Here is a 21,185-nt window from a genome sequence, read left to right on the forward strand (position 1 = left end):
TGTTCGGCAACAACGGCTCGATCACCAGCCACTCATCATCGGTCAGTTCAAATCTACGACGCGTCATCCAAAGCTCCTTCCCGAAGCCTTGAATCAACCGCGCCCGCGCCGCGCAAGTCAATTTATGAGTTTACGGCCTAGTGGTCACCATCTTGAGCGTCGCTGCTTTCGGTCAGGCAGATATACCCTTATTGTTCCTGCCGGTCATGGCCATTGCCATCGCTACCGCAACTCTCCGTCTCAGCGGTGCTGCGGGCGCCTTGGTCATCGTGGCCGCTATCGGCTCGATTCTTACCGCACAGGGCGCAGGCCCGGTAACGCTGTTCTTCCCCACGACTGAAGAGCAGGTACTGTTCTTTCAGGTCTACCTCGTAGCCCTGCTGGCATCCTCGATGCCTCTCGCCTATCTGTTGTCCCAGCGCGAGAACGATCTTGCCACCATCGCCGGACATGCTGCCCGGCTGGAAGCGGCAGAACGAGCCGCCAAGGTCGGCCACTGGCGATTCGGCCCGGTGGACAATACGGTTCACTGGTCACGCGAGGCGCTGCGTATCTGCGGTTTCGCCGAGGACGAACAGCCGAGTTTCGAGCAATGGATTTCGCTCCACCTGCCCGAAGATCGCGAGCGGGTTCGCGCATTCATGGTGGAAGCTACTACCCATGGGCTGCCATTCGCATTCGAGTCGCGTATCGAACGCTCACAGGGCGATATCGTACATGTCGATTGTCGCGGTGACGTCCAGACCGACGAACATGGCCGTGTAGCTGCGCTTTTCGGAACCATGCTCGACGTGACAGAGCGCGCCGAAACGATGCGCCAACTCGAACTCGCACGTGCGCGGGCCGAGCGCGAAGCCGCAGAGGTTCGTTCGCTGGCTGCAACCGACCCGCTGACCGGCATGCCCAATCGCCGCTGCATCCTGGCCAACCTCGCCGAAGCAATGGACGAGTCCCTGCTGAAAGACACGCCCCTGTCCGTGGCGATGATCGATATCGATCACTTCAAGACAGTCAACGACCGGTTCGGTCACGGCTATGGCGATCTCGTGCTTAAGAAGATCGCCGATATCCTTTGCGAAGAGGCGCAAGACAGTGACTCGGTGGGCCGCCTGGGCGGAGAGGAGTTTCTTTTCGTCTTCCCGGGCCGCATGGCTTCCGAATTGGAAGATCGCTGCATCGCGATCAGGGATCGACTGGCTGAAGTCGAATGGGATCGGCAAGTCGATGCCACACTCAGCATCGGGGTCGCGCAATTGCAGCCCGGATGGGACGAGCGGGATATCATGAAAGCTGCAGACGAAGCACTTTACGAAGCCAAGGATGCGGGCCGCAACAGGCACGCCGTACACGCGGCATGACAGTATCGCCCCTTCAGAAGTCCGCTGTCGAGTAAAAGCAAAAATCGACCCAGGCGTAAGATACGTCTGCCGGAAGCACCGGGGCCTGTATTAATTTTTTTCGATACAAACCTGAACAAATGCCTGCAGGTCCGGTTCAGTTCCGGGTCAGGCCGGATTGATACAAGATTTGACATTGAAACAGGCCGCAGGTGTGGAGCGGCTACCGAGCCATAAGGATACGCTCCATGACTTTGTCAAAATTGATGAAAGGCAGTGCGCTGAGCGCTCTTGCGATTGCGATTGCGATCACCGCCCTTCCCGCCCCCGCGCAGGCGACATTAATTTCGTCCGAACAACGAATTCAGAATGATCGGGGCGACCGCGCCGAGCGTCGTAACGAACGACGTCAGGAACGCCGCAGCGATCGCCGTGAGAACCGGCGCGAGCAACGCGCGGACAATCGCGACAATCGCCGCGAACAGCGCAGTTACAACCGCGATGCGCAGCGCCAGCAGGCCGTTCGAGCCGCTGCCCAGCGGGCAGCTGCGGCGCGCGAATACCGCTCGGACAGACGGGGCCGCGAGCAGAATCGCAGCGAAAGGCGCGCGGAAGTGGCACAGCAGCGTTCGAGCCGTGACTGGAACCGGCGCAACAATGACAATCGCCGCGACGAGCGTAATCGCACCTATTCGGGCGACCGTAACCGCACCTATCGCGATGTGCGCCGGAACGAGAGTCGCCGCGAGGGGCGTGAAAATCGTCGCGAGGCCTATCGCGAGGGTCGGCGTGACGAACGTCGCCGCGACGCGCGTGAGGACCGGTCGATCAGTCGCGATTCCTATCGCAACGGATATCGCGACGCTCGCCGGAGCGAACACCGCAGCGACCGCCGCGCCCGCTATTACGACGGCCGCCGCTGGCACGACTACAACCGCTGGGACCAGCGTCGCTGGCGCGCCGACCGTCGCTATGACTGGAACCGTTATCGCCAGACCAACCGGAGCATCTACCGGATCGGTCGCTATTACGCGCCCTATCGCGATTATCGCTATCGGCGCCTGAATATCGGCTTCCGCCTCGGCAGCCTCTTCTTCGGAAGCCGTTACTGGATCAACGATCCGTGGCGGTATCGCCTGCCCGAAGTATACGGCCCCTATCGCTGGGTACGCTATTACGACGACGTGCTACTGGTCGACATCTACTCCGGCGAAGTGGTCGACGTGATCCACGACTTCTTCTGGTAAGGCTTTCCAGACTTTCCTTCGCCTCTTGCGGCGTGAGAGTGGACTGCAGGAGGCAACAGGCCCCCGCCGAGCGATCGGCGGGGGTTTTTCGTCAGCCGGGCACCTTGCCGAAGGGCAGCATGCGGAAGATCCCGCCGTTCCTATCGAAAAAGGTGTGCTTCAACGCGCCCAGGATATGCAGCGCGATGAGATAGATGAAGATACTGCCGCCTGTTGCGTGCAAGCCGAAGATCGATTTCGCCGCGTCCTCGTTTTCGCCCAATGGCAGTGGCGCGATCGTAAACAAGCCGAACATGTCGATTTCGCGCCCGGCCAGCGAATTGGCAATCCATCCGCCCAGCGGGAGCCCGATCAAAAGGACGTAGAAGATAATGTGGACCGTGCGCGCCAAGATCGCTTCCCATCTGGCGAGGTCGGACGGCAGCGGCGGAACGGGATGCGTCCAGCGCCACAATAGACGACCGATGGTGAGGGCAAGGATCGTGATCCCCAGCGCCATGTGATTGCCCATCGCGGCTCCACGTGCCGCTCCGTCAAGCTGCTCTGCACTCTCTACGATCCGCCAGTTGACGATCACCGCAATGGCAATCACCCAGTGGAAGATCATCGCACCGGCCGAGTAACGGCGTTCTGTGGTATCGGTCATTTCGGTAAGCTCCCATCCCTGTGCACGGATGCGAATCTAGACAGGTATGGATTTCGCACAAGATGCCTGGTTGCGAGACGCCTTTGCATCGCTAACACTATGGGCATGACGAAGACTGCTGTGATTCCCGACCAGGACGCCCTCAAGCGTATCGGCGCACAGGTGCGCCAGCGGCTCGAGAACGATCCCGATATCTACAAGGTGCCGACCGACATTGCTGAGATTTTCGCCGTTCCGAACTTCCTCACGCCCGAGGAATGCCGCCGCTTCATCACCATGATCGATGTCGTGGCCCGGCCGAGCGAGCTGCACGAAACTGCCTATATTGAGAAATTCCGCACCTCCTATTCGGGCAACTTCAACCCGCACGACCCGTTCGTGAAAGGAGTCTCCCGCCGGATCGATGACTTCCTTGGGCTGAACCCGGCGACCGGCGAAGCGATCCAGGGCCAGCGCTACCTGCCGGGGCAGGAATTCAAGCCGCATAATGACTGGTTCTATACCGACCAGGAATACTGGAAACTGGAGCGCAAGCGCGGCGGCCAGCGGTGCTGGACCGCTATGGCATTCCTCAACACCGTACCCCAGGGCGGACACACCCATTTCACCCATGTCGGCGCCTCGATCGAACCCAAACCCGGTGTGCTGCTGATCTGGAACAATGCCAAACCCGACGGGTCGCCGAACGAGGATACGATGCACGCCGGCACGCCGGTGATCGAAGGCTCGAAATACGTGCTCACCAAATGGTACCGCACGCGCAAGCACAACTGACGAAGTGCGTCAGGCCCGGGCCAGTGCCTCGGCAATCAGCTTGCGGCTGTTTTCGATCCCGTAAAGCGCGATGAAGCTGCCCATGCGCGGGCCCTGATCGCTGCCGAGCAGCGTCTGGTAAAGCGCCTTGAACCAGTCGCGCAGGCTTTCGAAGCCGTATTCCTCGCGCTTGCCGATCTCGTACACCTGCGTCTGCAGGTCCTCTGCGCTGGTGTCAGGCGCCGCTTCGGCCAGATAGGCATCGAGTACCTTCAACGCCTCCGCTTCGTTTGCGGTCGGCGCACGCTTGTCCAGCGTCGGCACGATGTAGTCGCGCGTATAAGCGACCGCCGTACCGATCAGCACTTCTAGCTCGGGGGTGACACGGCCCGCTCCGATGTAGCTTTCGAGATAGTCGCGCAGGCTGGCCTCGCTCGCTTCGGCACCCAGCACGCTGGCGAGGTTGAGCAGCAGGCCATAGGTCACCGGCAGGCTGTCACCCGCGCCCGGCGCCTCTGCCCCTTCGAACCCGCCATTGGCGCGCGCGAGATGCCACACCGGATTGCCCAGTTGCTTGTCGAGTTCCTGTTCGGCCAGCCGTTCGCGGAACTGCCAGTAATCGTCCACCGCGCGCGGGATCACCCCGGTATGCAGGCTCTTCGCGCTCTTGGGATTGGGGAAGATGTAGAAGCCCAGGCTCTCTTCGCTACCGTAGGTCAGCCATTGCTCGATGGTCAGGCCGTTACCCTTGGATTTACTGATCTTCTCGCCCTTTTCGTCGAGGAACAGTTCGTAAATCAGTCCTTCCGGCTTGCGACCGCCCAGCGCCTGCACGATTTTGCCCGACTGCACGCCGCTGTCGGTCAGGTCCTTGCCGTACATCTCGTAATCGACGCCCAGCGCGTACCAGCGCATTGCCCAGTCGACCTTCCATTGCAGCTTGCTCATACCGCCCAGCACCGACTGCTCGACCACTGTCCCGTCTTCGTCGGTGAAGCGCACGAGACCGGCTTCGGCATCGACCACCTCGACCGGCACCTGCAATACGCGGCCCGTCTTGGGCGAGATAGGCAGGACAGGCGAATAGGTCTTGCGCCGTTCCTCGCGCAGCGTGGGCAGCATGATGTCGAGGATCGCATCGTTCTTGCGCAGCACTTGCCTCAGCGCATCGTCGAAACGGCCTGAATTGTATTCATCGCTCGACGCAATGAACTCGTAGTCGAACCCGAAGCGGTCGAGAAAGGCGCGCAGCATTGCGTTATTGTGCGCGGCAAAGCTTTCATGACCCTTCTCGAAGGGGTCGGGCACGCGCGAAAGCGGCAGATGCAGGTTTTCCTGCAACAGCTCGCGGTTGGGCACATTGTCGGGCACCTTGCGCAGCCCGTCCATATCGTCCGAGAAGGCGACGAGACGCGTCTTGCCGTCTTCGGGCTTCGCCCCGATCATCGCCTCGAAGGCCCGGCGGACCAGCGTGGTGCGCAGCACTTCCTGGAAGGTGCCGATATGCGGCAGGCCGCTGGGGCCATACCCCGTTTCGAAAAGGACGGGTGAGCCATCGGGCTTCACGCCATCGGGATACCGTTTGAGCAGCCGCTGCGCCTCCTGGAACGGCCAGGCCTTGGACACGCGGGCGGCGGTAATCAGATCGGTTATGCTCATGAACGATGCCTCTCGCCGAACCGCGTTCCTGTTGCAAGTGCGAAGAGAGTCGCGGCGTTCAGTTACGCGGCAGGAAAACTGAGACATGGACCACATGGACCACTGTCCAAAGGAAGAAAAACCGGCGGGCAGCCTGCGACCTCCAACGGCGGTTTTTTATTGGAGAAGCGGGCTTCCATTCCAGCTCGATACTTCGCCCGGGGCGTGTAGGACAGCTGCTGGGTTCAAAGGGCTGAAAGCAGTTTGACCAACAAGAGCGGTCACATCGGCACGACTCCATCCCAAGCGTGCTGTCCCAAAACGGACCGGTCGCATCTTGAGCAAGAAATAACCTTCGATTCCGCGTACACTGATTGCGGGACGGCAGGCCACCCGGCGCTTCTGCGACCCGGCGCCGGGAGTCCAACTCCCCAGGTGGTTTGTCGTTCCACTCACTCTGTTGAGATGCCGGATGGAGGATGCCCCCGCCTCCTCGTCGTCCCTGTCCGACGCGCAAAAGGGACGCCCAACTCGGTAGTGGACGCCCCTTCCGCTGCGACACCTAGGGAGGGTCGGGAGACAAATCAGGTAGTCGCAGGTCTCCAGCCACGAGTTGGGGCCAGATATTGGTAGATTGGCTAAGATCGATCCGCGGCTTGCGGCTCATGTGTCCGGGTCTGGTCATGCCTCTAAGAACGGGCATAGTTTTGCCACAGTTCCTGTAATGACCTGTTCAGGAACAAGGAACATATTGTTTTTAATCCCTTTCCACTGTGGAAATCGGGACCGGTTGCCGATTCCTTGCGGTGAACCGAATGACCTCCGGCACATTGCTGCGCGCTTCTGTTTACTTTTCGTTCTGCCGCTTTCATGGTCTCAAGCGTGACCCAGGCGCTCCCCCTCCCTGCCCTTCATGCCAGCCACGCGGGGACCTGGCTGCGCGATGCGAACGGGTCGACGCGCGGCTGTTCCAAGGGTGAAGCGGTCATGGCCGCGGCCGATACGCCGCTGCTACTCATGAACGCGCCGCTCGTGGCCAGTCGGCTCGGCTATCCCGACCTTTCGGGACTCGATCTGCTAGAACTGTTCGCCTTCGTCCATCCCGCAAGGTTCTGCGTACCCACGCCCAAGGGCCTGGCGCATGCGCTGAATCTCGACGAACCGGAAGACGATGCAGGCGTACCGCTGCTCTTGCAGCAGGCGGCAGGCGCCCTGGTGGCACAGTGTGAGCGGGAAGACTGGGCCGAACGGGAGGGGGCGTGGTCCTCGCTGCAATCGCTCAGCCGGCTGCGCTGGCCTTGGGCCAATGTCCTCGCCCCTCATGTGCGCAAGCCGGAAAAGGCCGAGAAATGGCTGTTCACCCGGCTGCCCGAATGGGAGGAGACGCCGGAACGGCCACAGCCCGCACAGGTCCTGATCGAAGAACCGGAGATCGAGGCGCATCTCGAACGACTGACCGGAGAAGGGGCGGAACGGCGCGAAGGCCAGCGACAATTCGCACGCGGCGCGGGAAGCGTCTTCGCCCCGCGCGACCGGCAAAAGCGCCCGCACGTTCTGCTCGCGCAGGCGGGAACCGGCATCGGCAAGACGCTGGGCTATCTCGCCCCCGCCTCGCTCTGGGCCGCAGCCTCCGGCGGGACGGTATGGGTCAGCACCTACACCAAGAACCTGCAGCGACAATTGCGCCGCGAAAGCGGGCGGGCCTGGCCGATGACGCGCGAGGACGGTTCGCCGCCGGTAGTCGTGCGCAAGGGCCGCGAAAACTATCTCTGCCTGCTCAATCTGGAGGATGCATTGCAAGGCGGTTTCGCCGGCCGCGCCGCCATCCTCGCACACCTCGTGGCGCGCTGGGCTGCCTATACGCAGGACGGGGACATGATCGGCGGCGACCTGCCCGGCTGGCTCGGGACCTTGTTTCGCAAACGCGGCATCGCGGCACTGACCGACCAGCGCGGCGAATGCGTCTATGCCGGCTGCCCGCACTACCGAAAGTGCTTCATCGAACGTAGTGCGCGCAATGCCGCGCAGGCCGATCTGGTTATTGCCAATCACGCCCTGGTGATGGTCAACGCAGCACGGGGCCGCGACGTGGCAAGCCGCCCTACGCGCATCGTCTTCGACGAGGGTCATCACGTCTTCGACGCTGCCGACAGCACCTTTTCCGCCGCGCTGACCGGGCAGGAAGCTATCGAACTAAGGCGCTGGATCATCGGGCCCGAACGCAATTCGCGCGGGCGCCGGAGGGGACTCGCCGCAAGGCTTGCCGATGTCGCGAGCTATGACGAGGCGGGCGGCGACGCGGTGGAAGCCGCAGTCGAGGCAGCGGAGGCGCTCCCTTCGGACGGCTGGCTGGGAAGACTCGCCGAAGGTGCGCCTTCGGGTCCGCTCGAGGCGCTTCTGGGCCAGGTTCGCGCCGTCACCTACGCCCGCGATGAAAGCGGGCAGGAAGCGGGCTACGGCATCGAGACCGAAACCGCGCAGCTTCCGGGCGAACTGGTGGAAGCGGCGGGCACAGCCGCGCAGGCGCTGGCACAAATTCGCCAGCCGCTACTGAAGCTTGCCGGACGGCTCGAAGCTGTAATGGAAGATGCGCCCGACTGGCTCGACGGACAGGGCCGCGCGCGGATCGAGGGTGCGCGCCATTCGCTCGCCTGGCGGATCGACCTCATCGCGGCATGGGAAGCGCTGCTGGGCCGGCTGGGCGGGCCCGCGGACGAGGAATTCGTCGACTGGTTGGCCGTCGACCGCAACGATGCGCGCGAATTCGATGTCGGGCTTTACCGGCATTGGCTCGACCCGATGAAACCTTTCGCCAAGATGGTCCTCGAACCCGCCCACGGTGTCATGCTGACCAGCGCAACGCTGACCGACCGCGACGAGAGCGGGCACGACTGGCCCCTTGCCATCGCCAAGAGCGGCGCGGCGCATCTCGATCTCGTGCCGAAAACCGCACAGGCCGACAGCCCGTTCGATTATGCGAGCCGCGCCGAAGTGCTGATCGTCACCGATATCAAACGCGGAGACATTCCCGCCCTGGCGGGTGCCTATGCCCGGCTTATCGAGGCAAGCGACGGCGGCGTCCTGGGCCTGTTCACTGCAATCCGCCGGATGCGTGCGGTTTACGGCCGGATTGCGGATCGCCTCGCCAGGGCCGGACTGCCGCTTTACGCGCAGCATGTCGATCCGATCGATACCGGCACGCTGACCGACATTTTCCGTGACGATGCGCGCGCCAGCCTGCTCGGCACGGATGCCCTGCGCGACGGAGTGGACGTGCCCGGGCGGTCCCTGCGCTGCGTGGTGATGGAAAGTGTGCCCTGGCCGCGCCCCACCATCCTGCATCGCGCCCGCCGCGCGGCCGCAGCCGAGGAGGCAGGGGGCGCGCAGAAATACGACGATCGCATCATTCGTGCACGGCTGGCACAGGCATTCGGGCGGTTGATCCGCAGCCGCGAGGATTTCGGGCATTTCATCGTTCTATCGCCAGCCTTTCCCAGCCGCCTGCTTTCCGCTTTCCCCGAAGGTACACCCGTCATACGCCTGACGCTTACGGAAGCTTTACAGCGCGTGACGAACGGTGTTGGAGAGCCCGCAGCGCAAGCCGCAGAAACGTCAACGGAGAACGAACGGCAGTGAAAATCCTGGGATTATTGCGTCATGCCAAGTCCGACTGGGGCGAAAGCGACAAGCGCGATTTCGACCGGGGCCTCAACCGCCGTGGTCGCAAGGGGGCCGAACTGATCGGGGCGCATATCCGCGATCACGGCGTGAAATGGGACAAGCTGCTCGCCAGCCCTGCGCAGCGGGTAAAGACGACCCTTGAAGAGGCCGACATCGGTCCCGAGCCGGAATGGGAGGACAGTCTCTATCTCGCCTCCACCGAAACGATCTGCGACGTGATCCGTGAACAGGGCGGTGATGCGGACCGTCTGCTGCTGGCAGGCCACAATCCGGGTTTCGGCGACATGGTTTTCGAACTGGTCTCCCCCCGAAACGAAAACGCGCTGTTCGACGAGGCCAAAGTCAAGTTTCCCACCGCCGCCTTTGCAGTATTCGAACTAGACATCGACGACTGGGCCGACCTGGCACCAGGTTGCGGCAAGCTGGTGCATTTCGCACGGCCACGCGATCTCGATCCGGAACTGGGTCCCGAGCACGGATAGGCAACACGTGGATTGCCGAAACTTCCCTTTCATTCTACGCGCATTCCGCTAATGCGAATACTTATCAGTAAGAGGAGCATCTCTATGCGTAAGATTTCCATCGTTACCGCGCTTGCCAGCGCAGCCATCACTCTCTCCGCTTGTTCGGGCGGGAATGAGGAAGCCACCGAGGACACAGTCGCCGAAGCTCCGGTGGCCGATTCTGCCGAGGCAGAGGCCCCGAACAGTGTGGCCGATGCCAACACCGCAACCGAGGAAGAGCTTGCCGGAATGGAAGGCATGTCCGCCGAACTCGCAGCAGCAATCGTTGCCGGCCAGCCCTATGAAAACGTCAGCGCCTTCAATGCCAAGCTCCTCGAAACGCTGAGCGAAGAAGAGGCGGCCACTGTGCGCGAAACGCTGTTCGTTCCGGTCAACCTCAACACTGCCAGCGAAGCCGACATCAAGTTGATCCCCGGCATGACCGACAAGATGGTCCACGAATTCCTCGAATATCGTCCCTATGAGGATATGGCCGAATTCGACCGCGAAATCGGCAAGTATGTCGACGAAGCCGAAGTCGCGCGCTTCCGCAGCTACGTCACTCTCTGACGCCACTGGATCACGATCCGCATCAACTCGATCGCGGCCAGGATACCCACGTGGATCCAGGCCGTGGTCGGGTCGAATGCCGACCAGACCCAATGCAGGAAGGTCAGCACCGCCGCCGGATAGACCAGCCGGTGCAGCGACTTCCATGATCGCTTGAGCATACGCATCGATAGATCGTTCGAGGTCACGGCCAGCGGCACGAACAGCGCCAAGGCCAGCCAGCCGACGAGGATGAAGTCCTGATCGAGCTCGGCGAGAACCAGCCCGAGCGATCCCTTCTTCCACAAATACATCACCGTATGCCCCGCCGCATAAGCGAAGCTGGCCACACCCAGATCGCGTCGACGCCGCATGAGCCAGATCGCCCATCCCTGCTTGCGAAAAAGCAATTTGATCGGCGTTACCGCAAGCGTCGCCATCAACAGCCACGCGGCCCAATCTCCGCTCTCCCCAATGGCATGGCCGTATCCATACTCGTCAGGCGTCATGAGCCAGCGCCAGCCGATCCAGAGCCCCGGCAGGGCAAGGACGAGCCAGAGAAATGGCCGGGATTTCAGGATCGATTTCAAGACGGCATCCAGCTTGGCACAGGCATCACCGCGCTATGGTAGGTCCGGCATCCTACCGCAAGACCCGCGGGCCGACGCCGCCTTCACCCCATTTGTCGCCGGCGTTGTAGAGCGCGCATTTCTTCAGGCTGAGGCAACCGCAGCCGATGCATCCATCGAGATCCTCACGCACCTTTTCGAGCGCGGCAATCTGCGCATCGATCCGCTGCCGCACCTCCCCGCTGATCTTCTTCCAGTCCGCTGCGTTAGGCGTGCTGTCAAGTTCAAATGTGTACGGGCGTTTCCGGCAACTTGGAGCAAACGCTCAATACACTGAATTTCTAACCTTAATTTTGGAGCGGGAGCAGCTAGCCACCTCTGGAGCATACTTAGGCAATAAGCAAAGGACACTTCGGGCAACCCCTCAGCCTTAGTTGACTGAGCATCATATCTCTATTCTGAACCCCAATGGTTGCCCTCACCCCTTTGGCGAGGGACTAAATTTTAGATCAACCTGCGCCAGGGCCGCGTCCAAAGCATGGTGATTTGACGAGCCTTCATTGGCCAAATGAGCGCGAAGTAAGCGGCCAAATACACTCATTCTGCGTCCAGAAGTTGGCTGATAGTCTGCATCCAACCACGTATCTCTCCATTTGGGTCAGACGCATCTAGGCGCTGTGGTGTCATCCGATGTAAGACTTGGCCATTCAATTGGCGCTTGGCGGCTTTTTCCTTTTCTTTTTTGCGTCCGGCTTCGAGATCTTCCCAGTCTATCTCACTTCCGCCAGCGATATGTACGGCTCTAGCCACCGTCATTGGGACATCTTCGAAATCTGCGAATATGTCATCCAGAGTCAACTCGATGCCGTTCGCTGCGTAGGCTTCAACGACCGCTTGCGGGTGCAGAAAGTTTTCCATTTCTCGCTTCGAGGTGGCGATCGCTTGGCACCCCTCGCGCTCATTCACTGTGTTCATGAACTCAGCGTATTTCGGCTCCGCCGGTGGCTCATTGTCGCGATCGCAAATGTGCAATTCGGGTCGATTGAGATGGTGCAGGCGAGAAGCCCAAAGAGCTAAGTTGCTTCCGCCAAGAGGGACAAAAATGACCTCCCCTTCTAGCTCCAAGTTTTCTAGATTTGGCACCGCCTCTCCGCCCGCGAGGAGCATTCGAGCCATGCCTTTCAGAAACTCGATGTCATGCGGTCCTTCGACGCCCAGGAAAAGCCGAACACTATGATCTGGAAGGACCCCAAGTGAGCGGGCAATCTGAGCACTTGTTTCCGCCCCTCCTTGGGTGATCGATCGGAGTTCACCTTCACCTTTCTCAAGGAAACGGAGTGAGGTTTCGGGTAGGCAACGAGCCAACATCGGGGTGTGCGTTGTCACCAGGACTTGCTTGCCGGGACCAGAAGATAGGTCACGCAAGGCGTTTAATAGAAGCCGTTGATTTCGTGGGTGCTGGCTCGTTTCAGGTTCTTCGATTGCGTAGATAATTGATGCACTGCTTGTCTCCAACGATGCTCGTTCGGCTTTGGCGCGAAAGAAGTTTAGGAGAACAAGCCGCTTCACTCCGCTTCCACGTTTGTTGAGCGGAATTCCATGGTCACCCGTGATGCTAGTCTGAAAAAGGGTCTCCCACTTTTTGGTCGTAACGATGGGGTCAAGCGTCTCCGCAATACTTGGGTCCATTTCGCGAAGCTTTTCGACGGTGGCACCCGCGATCTTGGAAACTTCCGTCTCAACGTACTCCTTTACTTCCTGCAACTTATCTTCGACAGCCCTGACCGCCTCACGTATCGCAGCTTTCAGCGGGTCCTGTGCTTCATCGTCCTGATCCGTGCTCGCGCGATCAGATTTGAAAAGTGCATATGTTGGAAGATAGGTGGCCAACGCGGACCAGACTTGTTTCCCACCCTCAGCGTTCAGTTGCACAGCTGTCGGAAGCAATTTCAAATCTTCACATGCTTCCCACAGTGCCGCTCTTATCGGCGAATTCGCCTGCTTGTTCACCCCGTCTAGATCGACGTCGAGTTCATTTGCGCGAGCGATAAGCTCAGCCTTTTTCAATGCCAAGAGATCGGAAAATCCATCTGCTGAAGGATGCATGGCTAGCGCATCAACAGAAGTCAGTTTTGGAGTGACCAGACTTCCATTGTATGTTTTTCTTATAGCTAGACGACCATCGTTGTTGAGCAGAAATTCAGACACGAGATTTGTTTCATAATCAGTGTCCAAAATGACATCTTGGAGACTATCGAACTCGCAAGTGATGCGCACATTCGTTGGGTCGCCAGTCTTACAAGCGTCGTCTCGATCAAGTTTTGCGACCTCAAAGAAGATCGCGAGAGCATCCATTATGGCGGATTTGCCAACGTCATTCCGCCCCACAAGAGCTGTAAGATTCTCAATGTCGATGCTGATCGGCTCACGATAGCAACGAAAATTCTCAATTGTGACCTTTGCAAGCTCCACGATATTCCCCGACAGCCAGAACAAGCTTCTACTATCTTCTCAGCCTAGCATCTTGCTGAAGTTTTGAAATTGAATGTTGGTCTCCAAAATGGCGCGTTGGCATTTTTTCAACTGTCGCTTACGAGCGTTGTAAATGGCTCAAGGAAAGAACATTTTAGGGCAAGCTGGGGGCACGGCTGCTGCGAAAAACGCAACCCCGCTGGCGCAGGCTCAGCAGATTGATTTCGCGCTTCACACTTTAGGCTGGAAGGCTTTTCAAGACTTGGCTGTGGCGGTCGCTGCCGAGGTGCTCGAACGCCCAGTGCAAACCTTTCTGCCTTCTCAAGATGGCGGGAGAGACGGCGCGTTCTGGGGCACATGGCCGGGGGCACCTGATGTACCGGAAGCCAAATCAACTATTCAATGCAAATTCACTGGAAAACCGAGTAAGACGCTCAAGCTGAGCGACATTTCGGGCGAACTCTCCAAAATCGACTCGCTGAAGTGTCGTGGGCTGGCCCACGATTACGTATTGCTGACCAATGCTGGAGTTTCGGGCCAAGCTGAAGGGGAAATGGTTTCAGCCATTGAGGCAGCGGGCGCTACGCGAGCTAGGGTGTTAGGAAGAGATTGGCTGACCGAAGAAATCAGATCACGCCCTCGGCTACGCATGATGGTGCCGCGGCTCTATGGTCTTGGGGATCTTTCTCAGATAATTGACGAACGCGCGTACACTCAGGCTAGATTTATCCTAAGCTCAATGGGCGATGATCTGGCAGCGTTTGTTACTACAGCGGCGCATCGACAGAGCGTTGAGGCATTGCAAAAGCATCGTTTTGTTTTGCTATTGGGTGATCCTGCTAGCGGCAAATCCACGATCGGGGCCAGTTTAGCCGTGGGTGCCCTCGACGATGGTGCGATTGGCACCGTTCGGATTTCTGACGGGCCAGGGTTTGAGCAGCACTGGAATCCGAATGAACCTTCTCAGTTCTTTTGGATCGACGACGCTTTTGGCGAAACGCAGTATCAGCGTTCCAGGGTCGATAGCTGGAATAGCCGACTAAAAATGATGCACGCTGCAGTGAAGTCAGGAGCGAGGGTGCTTATGACCTCCCGCACCTACATCTGGAATTCTGCGAAGTTTGACCTGAAACTTGGCGAATTTCCACTCCTATCGAACAGCCAAGTCATCATCGATGTCCAAGGTCTGACTGATTTAGAGAGAGCGCAGATCCTCTACAATCACATAAGACTGGGCGAACAGCCGATCTCGCTCAAAAGAAAGTTGAAGCCCTTTTTACCCTCTGTGGCGACGAATACGAACTTCCTCCCGGAAACCGCTCGCCGCCTTGCTTCACCGTATTTCACGGGAAAGTTGTCGGTAAGTCGCGACGGGTTATCGGACTTTTTCGAAAGGCCGATCGAGTTCTTACGAGATGTGCTGATAGGATTAGCCGAGCCCGAACGCGCTGCCGTCGCTTTGATCTTTCTTCATGGCCCTACAGGCGTACCATCTCCTATTGCCAATTCTACTGAACTAACGACGGTCTACCGGCTTACGGGCGTCCCGCTCGCTGACGTCGCAAGAGCAATGGAGGCCTTGCGAGGAAGCCTAACCCTACTTGTCGAGGCACCCGACGGTCCACGTTGGGTTTTCAAACATCCCACTGTCGCCGACGCTTTTGCCGAAATAGTGTCTGGATCGCCGGAAATGATTGAATTGTATGTCCGTGGAGCAAAATTAGAGAAGCTTCTGAGCGAAGTTGTGTGCGGGACAACGCAGTTGCCTGGCGCCAGCGTTCATATACCCCGAAGCCTGTACGATACTCTGATTGATCGGATGCAGGAGAGAGAACTCTCAGATCGTGATCTACTGCGTTTCGCGGCGCATCGTGGAGATGATAGTTTCCTGGAACGCTACTTTGGACGCTTGGAAGACCCGCTAGCAATAGCCGAACGCATCAATTCTGATATGTATTTCAGCGCAGAACTTGATTTCGTCGCAAAGGCGCATGCTAGAGGCCTGGCCGATCAGGGACTGCGTGCCGCTACCGTCGAGCGAGTGACGGAGCTTTGCCTAAATTGGGCGGACGCTACCCCCTTCAAGGACGAAATGGTTCAGGGCCTATTTGAGGCTAAGGAATTGCACGACCTCTCAATCCGGTTCCGCCATGAGATTGTCAATGAGTATGGACTGGAACCACAGGAGTGGGATGAGAGGTTATTGACCGGCGATCGTGCTCGACATCTCCAAGATCTAAAGGAGGCCATCCAGGGGTTCGCTGCATTCGGTCAGAATGACGCTGAACTCTTAGATGAATGCGCAGCTGCCGAGGTGGCCATTGATGACTATGCAGCAACGCTCGATGATGACGATGAACCAGACACTCCCAGTGCACCTGCCAGCGCGTCGAAACTCAGCCCGACAGAGCAACTTTCTGTAATTTTTGAGGATGTTGATGATTGAAATTGGAAATGGTTTGTCGCGAAAAGCCGCTTTGCGACGCCACTGGTCCATGCGATAGGGGACCGATGTCAACACCCGCAGTCATTGTCGAACTTGTCGAGCGCTTTCGACTTCATAAGGAAGCGTATCAAGCAAGCTCATACAACGAGACGCAAGTCCGGCGCGAGTTCATCGATCCATTTTTCAAGGCTCTGGGTTGGGACATAGATAACGAGCAAGGCTACGCCGAAGCCTACAAGGATGTTGTGCACGAAGATGCCGTAAAGATCGGTGGAAACACTAAGGCCCCCGACTATGCTTTCCGTGTCGGGGGAACTCGGAAATTCTTCCTCGAAGCCAAAAAACCCGCGGTCAATATCAAGCAAGACGTCGGTCCCGCCTTTCAATTGAGACGGTATGCTTGGAGCGCAAAATTACCACTCTCCATCCTCACTGACTTCGAGGAACTCGCTGTCTACGATTGCCGGGTCAAACCAGAGAAAACTGACAAGGCTAGCGTAGCGCGCACCGCGTACTACACCTTCGACGATTACGTCGAAAAATGGGATGAAATCGCTGCAATCTTCTCTCGTGAAGCAGTCCTGAAAGGTTCTTTCGATAAGTATGCGACCGACAATCGACGCAAACGGGGTACGGCGGAAGTCGATGACGCATTTCTTGAAGAAATCGAAGGATGGAGGGCCGCGCTAGCTCGGAACATCGCACTTCGAAACCGCCAGCTGGATGTGCGAGAGCTGAACGCTGCCGTTCAAAGAATTATTGATCGAGTTGTGTTTCTGCGGATCGCTGAAGATAGAGGCATCGAAAAGTACGGACAACTTCAGAAGCTTTCTACAGAAAAGGAAATTTACGGTAGTCTGACCGCGCTCTTCCTCAAGGCGGATGACCGTTACAATTCAGGACTATTTCATTTCAATAAGGGCGATGGCTCGGCTGAGACCTTGGACACCTTTACGCTCGATCTTACGATCGACGATAAGGTTCTTAAGCCAATATTGAAGAGCCTCTATTACCCGGAGAGCCCATACGAGTTCTCGGTTCTCCCGGCTGATATTCTAGGTCAAGTCTATGAGCGCTTTCTAGGCAAGGTCATCAGGCTTGCTGGTTCTCGAGCGATCATCGAAGAAAAGCCGGAGGTGAAGAAGGCCGGGGGGGTTTACTACACACCAGCATACATCGTCGATTACATAGTCAAAAACACCTTGGGGAAATTACTTGAAGGGAAGACACCCGCGCAGGCTTCGGGTGAGGATAAGCGTACGAAAAACCCGGCGCCCGTTCGTGTTATTGATCCCGCTTGTGGCTCAGGCTCGTTCCTGATCGGCGCCTATCAATATCTGTTGGATTGGTATCGCGATGCATACGTTTCCGACGACCCTGCCAAATACACATCGGGCAAAGAGCCGAAGCTGCTTGAAGTCGGAAAAGATGATTGGCGCCTAACGATTGCAGAACGCAGACGGATACTGCTGACCCACATTTTCGGAGTGGATATCGACACGCAGGCCGTCGAGGTGACAAAGCTCTCGCTTCTCTTGAAAGTGCTTGAGGGTGAAACTGCAGATGCCATGGCAAGGCAGATGGATTTCTTTAGAATACGGGCGCTTCCAGATTTGGGCCAGAACATCAGATGCGGCAATTCGCTCATAGGAAGTGACTTTTACAAAACTTACTCATACTCGCTCTTCTCGGACGATGATCACATTGCGATGAATGTGTTCGATTGGGAAATTGAATTCCCTTTCCTAGCCGATACTAAGGGGTTTGACTGCGTCATCGGAAACCCACCGTACCTCTTCTCTGCTGGAAAGGATCAAGCTCTATATTATCAGAAACGATACCAGCTCTCAGAGTACCAAACAGATTTTTATGTTTACTTTATTGAAAAGGGGACTCACTTACTTAAACCTGACGGCATCTTGGCCTACATTGTCCCGGATTCTTGGCTAAACTCTGCCAATTTTTCACGCGTGCGACACAGCTTGCTGAACGAGTGGTCGACCGCTGAACTCAGCATTTTCGAATACAAGGTGTTCCGCGATGCCAACATCGAGAACACTGTATTTTTCACTCGCAATGCTAAGCCATCGAAGAAGCTCGACATTGTGAGATTCACATCACCTACAGAGTTTGAGACCATGAGCACATTAGATGTCGCTGACATCAATCGCCTCGGTCTAATCAATCCTCGCTACGACAAACGCGCTGAGCGCATCATCTCTCGCCTTGACGAAAAATTCGCCAACTTTGGGAGTTTAGTGCGGCTGAATCGCGGCCTACATGCATATCGCACAGATGGATATGGTTCTAGTGCGTTCGGAAAAGGCCCCCAAACGAAACGCGATAAAACCGAAAGATCCTATCATGCCGACACACGTCTAAATAAGACTTATCTCCCTGAGGTAAGAGGGCGTGACGTATTTTGGCTCAACCATCGCTACTCAGGCCAATTCGTCTCTTACGGTGATTGGTTGGCAGAACCTCGCGATCCAGACTTCATGAAAAAACCAAAGGCCGTTTTTAGGAAGACCCTAGGTCCCATTCTTTCCGCCGCTTTCATCGAAGAACCTGCCGCGATCGATCAGGCTTTATACATAGCTATTAGTAAGAGCGACGACACGGAAGCCCTGATGACAGCGCTTGGCGTGCTCACAAGTCCGCTGGGTGCATGGTATCTGCGAACGAAGTACGCCATCTATGACAAGCTGCATCCGTGGTACACCAAAAAGCAGTTGGAGGAATTTCCCATGATTCCAAGTTCGGCAAAGATTGCCGGATTGGTTTCGGATCTGACGGCGGTGAATAGCGAGGAAGTCGCGGCAAAGCTTGAGTCCGACAAGCGGCGACTTCGGCTCAAGCAAACCATTTTGAGAGACAAGGTATGGGAACTTGTGGCATCCGCTTATGGGCTGTCCGACAAAGAACGATCCTTCATTGCTGCCAATGGTTGATATTCTCGTTTATCAATCGAGACATTTCTCAGAGGTGGAGAAACTTTGGGCGAAAGTTTTTCCAGGCGATCCTCCTTGGAACCATGCCGAGAATGCAATTCCAGAGAAGCTGAGGGTACAGCCAGAACTGTTTTTGGTCGCCGAGGTTAAAGGTAATATCGTTGGAACCGCCATGGCGGGTTACGACGGTCACAGAGGTTGGCTGTATACGATCGCCGTCGAACCATCTCATCAGCGTCGTGGTATTGGATCACGACTTTTGAAAGCGGCTGAGAGAAAGCTCCTTCAGATGGGGTGCAAGAAAATAAATCTGCAAATCAGGGCCGATAATGACGCTGTCAGCGAGTTTTATCGCTGCCACGGCTATGCAACGGAAGAGCGCATTAGCATGGGAAAACGTGTCTTCGACCAAACCTAGTTCAATCTCTTTTTGGTGTGAGATTGTGCTCGATGATCTTGCCGACGTGGCGTGTCGCGATAAGAGAACTGCGATCATCGAAATGTGCGTACCGTGCCGTGGTGCCGACATCTCGATGACCAAGCAGTTCGCCGATCATCGGAAGGGTCTCGGCTGAACGCGCAGCTAGGCTAGCATAGTTGTGCCGAAGGTCGTGCAATCTCAAATCCTCGATGCCCGCTTCCACCCTCAGCATGCGCCAGAACCAATCGATTGCAGAGACGGGCAGCACATCGAACTGGAAGACGCGCTCATGGCCCCTTCTGCGCGGCAAGCGATCAATCACTGCCCTCGCCTCTTTACCAAGCCATATGACACGTGGCCCAGTCTTTGTATCGGTCAGCTTAAGCTTGCGCCCCTGAACCTCGCCCCAAGTGAGATTGAGAATTTCACCGCGCCGACATCCAGTCAAAGCGAGAAGCGAAATGACCGCCACCTCATTGGGTTTGTCGGCTCGATGCTGTGACAAGGCTTCTCCAAGACGGGCCATCTCGGCTTGGCTCAGAAAGCGTTCGATCTTCCGCCCCTTGTTGCGCTTGACGCCACGAAAGGGGTTTGAGTGCTCTGGGAGATAGCCCCATGCCTCCGCCTTGCCGAACATCGCCTTTAGGATTTCCATAGCGCGGTTTGCAGCGCCCGGTCCTGCCGTGCGTGTTAACATTGCATGCCAGCGCACAGCATCAGCATGGCTGATCTCGTCGATGAACTTTCCGGCGAATGCATGTTCCAAGTGCGTTCGACGGTAGATGTCATGTATCTCAAGGGTGGATGGCTTCCAGGCCGGAGCTGCAACCTCCCAATAGTGCCGAAGAAAGGCAGCATAGGTCGGCGTCTTCTTGCCGCGTTGTTTCCTGTCTGCCGGGTTCTGGCCCAGTTCGATCCTCAAGATGAGGCGACGCGCAACATCCTTGGCGATCCGCTCGGTTAGGATAGCCGCATCGCCTATGGTGATGAGCCTCTGCTTGCCGCCCATTGTGCGCTGAAGAACGTAGCTCTTCCTGCCGGACGGGTGGATGCGCTCGCCAAATCCGGGAAGGACGTAATCGAATTTCGTGCGGCGCTTTCCGGCATCGCCCGGAACGATGCGCGCCAGCTCCTCGGCAAGGATACGCTTGAGATCATAGCTGGTCATGCGGTCATCCCCATTGAGCTTGCGAGGCTGGAACAGATGCGGTCAGCGCTTTCCGAAATCACCTCGTCAGCAAGGTGCGCGTATCGTGCCGTCGTTTCAGGAAGCGCATGGCCGAGTAGCTTGCCGATGGTCGCAAGCGGTATGCCTTTCGCTATGGCCACCGAAGCAAAGCTGTGGCGGAGATCATGCAGGCGCACATCGGGCAAGGCTGCCTTGCGCCTGATCTTCTCCCAGTGCTGGCCTAGGTTGATCGGCACCTCGCGATACATTGCCGGGAACACGAGCTGATCGTCTCCGCGCCGTTGCAGCCCATCGAGCACAGCGATTGCCTGCGGGTTGAGGTAGATCGTCTTCGGCCCCGTCTTGCTATCAGGCAACGCAAGGCGGGGCAACTCGACATAGCGCCAGCGCAGGGTCGCAATCTCTGAAACCCGTGCACCGGTATAGATCAGCAACAGCAAGGCTGGGACCACGAACGCATTGGCACCATTGTGCTCTGCCAGCACCTTGCCGAGCCTTCGATATTCATCGGCCGACAGATAGCGTTCCGGCAGGTCCCGCTTGAAACGAGAGACACCGCGACACGGGTTGGTGTTCTTCTCGCGATAGCCGAGCTTCTCGGCATATTGCATCATAACCGACAGGACCGGGATGCTGCGATTAAAGGCTCCTCCCACGTCAGCCATGCTGTCTCGCCAGCGATTGATGTCGGCCCGTTCAATCGCATCGACCGAGAGTGCCCCAAACCGTGGTATCAGCCGTTTGTCGATGTAAGCCCGAGATGCATCGCGCGTGGAAGGCTTC

16 protein-coding genes are annotated in these 21,185 nt (G+C 57.6%); 9 read left to right on the forward strand and 7 right to left on the reverse strand.

What is annotated here, in order from left to right:
• Nucleotides 1-152 precede the first annotated feature (152 nt).
• Both AC13CE_RS00725 and AC13CE_RS00730 read left to right on the forward strand, forming a co-directional pair.
• A complete protein-coding gene (locus AC13CE_RS00725) occupies nucleotides 153-1,358 on the forward strand; it encodes a GGDEF domain-containing protein (RefSeq protein WP_482971147.1) in 1,206 nt (401 codons plus the stop codon).
• Nucleotides 1,359-1,585: 227 nt separating this feature from the next.
• The gene (locus AC13CE_RS00730; protein ID WP_482971148.1) at nucleotides 1,586-2,584 is read left to right on the forward strand and encodes an RcnB family protein; all 999 of its coding nucleotides are present in this window, start codon (nucleotides 1,586-1,588) and stop codon (nucleotides 2,582-2,584) included.
• A gap of 91 nt (nucleotides 2,585-2,675) precedes the next feature.
• Here AC13CE_RS00730 and AC13CE_RS00735 read toward each other — a convergent pair whose 3' ends face one another.
• Nucleotides 2,676-3,230 carry a cytochrome b gene (locus AC13CE_RS00735; protein ID WP_482971149.1) on the reverse strand — a complete coding sequence of 185 codons (555 nt, stop codon included), beginning with the start codon at nucleotides 3,228-3,230 and terminating at the stop codon, nucleotides 2,676-2,678.
• Between the two features lie 105 nt (nucleotides 3,231-3,335).
• Here AC13CE_RS00735 and AC13CE_RS00740 point away from each other — a divergent pair, with 105 nt between their 5' ends.
• Nucleotides 3,336-4,004: a prolyl hydroxylase family protein gene (locus tag AC13CE_RS00740; protein ID WP_482971150.1), complete on the forward strand. Its 669-nt coding sequence runs from the start codon at nucleotides 3,336-3,338 to the stop codon at nucleotides 4,002-4,004.
• A 9-nt stretch (nucleotides 4,005-4,013) separates the two neighbouring features.
• Here the strand turns inward: AC13CE_RS00740 and AC13CE_RS00745 are convergent, their stop codons facing one another.
• Nucleotides 4,014-5,642, reverse strand: a complete 1,629-nt coding sequence (locus tag AC13CE_RS00745) for a lysine--tRNA ligase (protein ID WP_482971151.1) — start codon at nucleotides 5,640-5,642, stop codon at nucleotides 4,014-4,016.
• 849 nt (nucleotides 5,643-6,491) lie between these two features.
• Here AC13CE_RS00745 and AC13CE_RS00750 point away from each other — a divergent pair.
• The 3 genes from AC13CE_RS00750 (at nucleotide 6,492) to AC13CE_RS00760 (ending at nucleotide 10,375) form a co-directional block, all read left to right on the forward strand.
• The gene (locus AC13CE_RS00750; RefSeq protein ID WP_482971152.1) at nucleotides 6,492-9,257 is read left to right on the forward strand and encodes an ATP-dependent DNA helicase; all 2,766 of its coding nucleotides are present in this window, start codon (nucleotides 6,492-6,494) and stop codon (nucleotides 9,255-9,257) included.
• Nucleotides 9,254-9,784 (forward strand): SixA phosphatase family protein, encoded by a 531-nt coding sequence (locus tag AC13CE_RS00755; protein ID WP_482971153.1) that lies wholly within the window; start codon nucleotides 9,254-9,256, stop codon nucleotides 9,782-9,784. Before AC13CE_RS00750 ends, AC13CE_RS00755 begins: the two co-directional genes overlap by 4 nt.
• A gap of 84 nt (nucleotides 9,785-9,868) precedes the next feature.
• Complete coding sequence (locus AC13CE_RS00760; RefSeq protein ID WP_482971154.1) at nucleotides 9,869-10,375, forward strand: ComEA family DNA-binding protein; 507 nt, start codon at nucleotides 9,869-9,871, stop codon at nucleotides 10,373-10,375.
• On the opposite strand, the gene AC13CE_RS00765 is transcribed toward AC13CE_RS00760, so the two are convergent.
• The 3 genes from AC13CE_RS00765 to AC13CE_RS00775 form a co-directional block, all read right to left on the reverse strand.
• Nucleotides 10,360-10,944 carry a protein-methionine-sulfoxide reductase heme-binding subunit MsrQ gene (locus tag AC13CE_RS00765; RefSeq protein ID WP_482971155.1) on the reverse strand — a complete coding sequence of 195 codons (585 nt, stop codon included), beginning with the start codon at nucleotides 10,942-10,944 and terminating at the stop codon, nucleotides 10,360-10,362. The genes AC13CE_RS00760 and AC13CE_RS00765 overlap by 16 nt on opposite strands.
• A gap of 52 nt (nucleotides 10,945-10,996) precedes the next feature.
• Nucleotides 10,997-11,158 (reverse strand): MerR family transcriptional regulator, encoded by a 162-nt coding sequence (locus AC13CE_RS00770; protein ID WP_482971156.1) that lies wholly within the window; start codon nucleotides 11,156-11,158, stop codon nucleotides 10,997-10,999.
• Nucleotides 11,159-11,520: 362 nt separating this feature from the next.
• Nucleotides 11,521-13,419 carry an ATP-binding protein gene (locus AC13CE_RS00775; RefSeq protein WP_482971157.1) on the reverse strand — a complete coding sequence of 633 codons (1,899 nt, stop codon included), beginning with the start codon at nucleotides 13,417-13,419 and terminating at the stop codon, nucleotides 11,521-11,523.
• Nucleotides 13,420-13,528: 109 nt separating this feature from the next.
• Here AC13CE_RS00775 and AC13CE_RS00780 point away from each other — a divergent pair, with 109 nt between their 5' ends.
• From AC13CE_RS00780 to AC13CE_RS00790, 3 genes are all read left to right on the forward strand, one after another.
• Nucleotides 13,529-15,841 carry an nSTAND3 domain-containing NTPase gene (locus tag AC13CE_RS00780; RefSeq protein WP_011413120.1) on the forward strand — a complete coding sequence of 771 codons (2,313 nt, stop codon included), beginning with the start codon at nucleotides 13,529-13,531 and terminating at the stop codon, nucleotides 15,839-15,841.
• 65 nt (nucleotides 15,842-15,906) lie between these two features.
• On the forward strand, nucleotides 15,907-18,792 hold the full coding sequence (locus AC13CE_RS00785) for an Eco57I restriction-modification methylase domain-containing protein (RefSeq protein ID WP_482971158.1): 2,886 nt from the start codon (nucleotides 15,907-15,909) through the stop codon (nucleotides 18,790-18,792).
• Nucleotides 18,785-19,210, forward strand: a complete 426-nt coding sequence (locus tag AC13CE_RS00790) for a GNAT family acetyltransferase (protein WP_011413115.1) — start codon at nucleotides 18,785-18,787, stop codon at nucleotides 19,208-19,210. The genes AC13CE_RS00785 and AC13CE_RS00790 overlap by 8 nt, the downstream gene beginning before the upstream one ends.
• Nucleotide 19,211: 1 nt before the next feature.
• On the opposite strand, the gene AC13CE_RS00795 is transcribed toward AC13CE_RS00790, so the two are convergent.
• On the reverse strand, nucleotides 19,212-20,381 hold the full coding sequence (locus tag AC13CE_RS00795; protein WP_011413114.1) for a site-specific integrase: 1,170 nt from the start codon (nucleotides 20,379-20,381) through the stop codon (nucleotides 19,212-19,214).
• Nucleotides 20,378-21,185: tyrosine-type recombinase/integrase (locus AC13CE_RS00800; protein ID WP_482971159.1), on the reverse strand; the 808-nt coding region annotated here is incomplete at its 5' end. The genes AC13CE_RS00795 and AC13CE_RS00800, both read right to left, overlap by 4 nt.

The sequence above is a fragment of the Qipengyuania sp. B-5 genome (genome assembly GCF_056857815.1).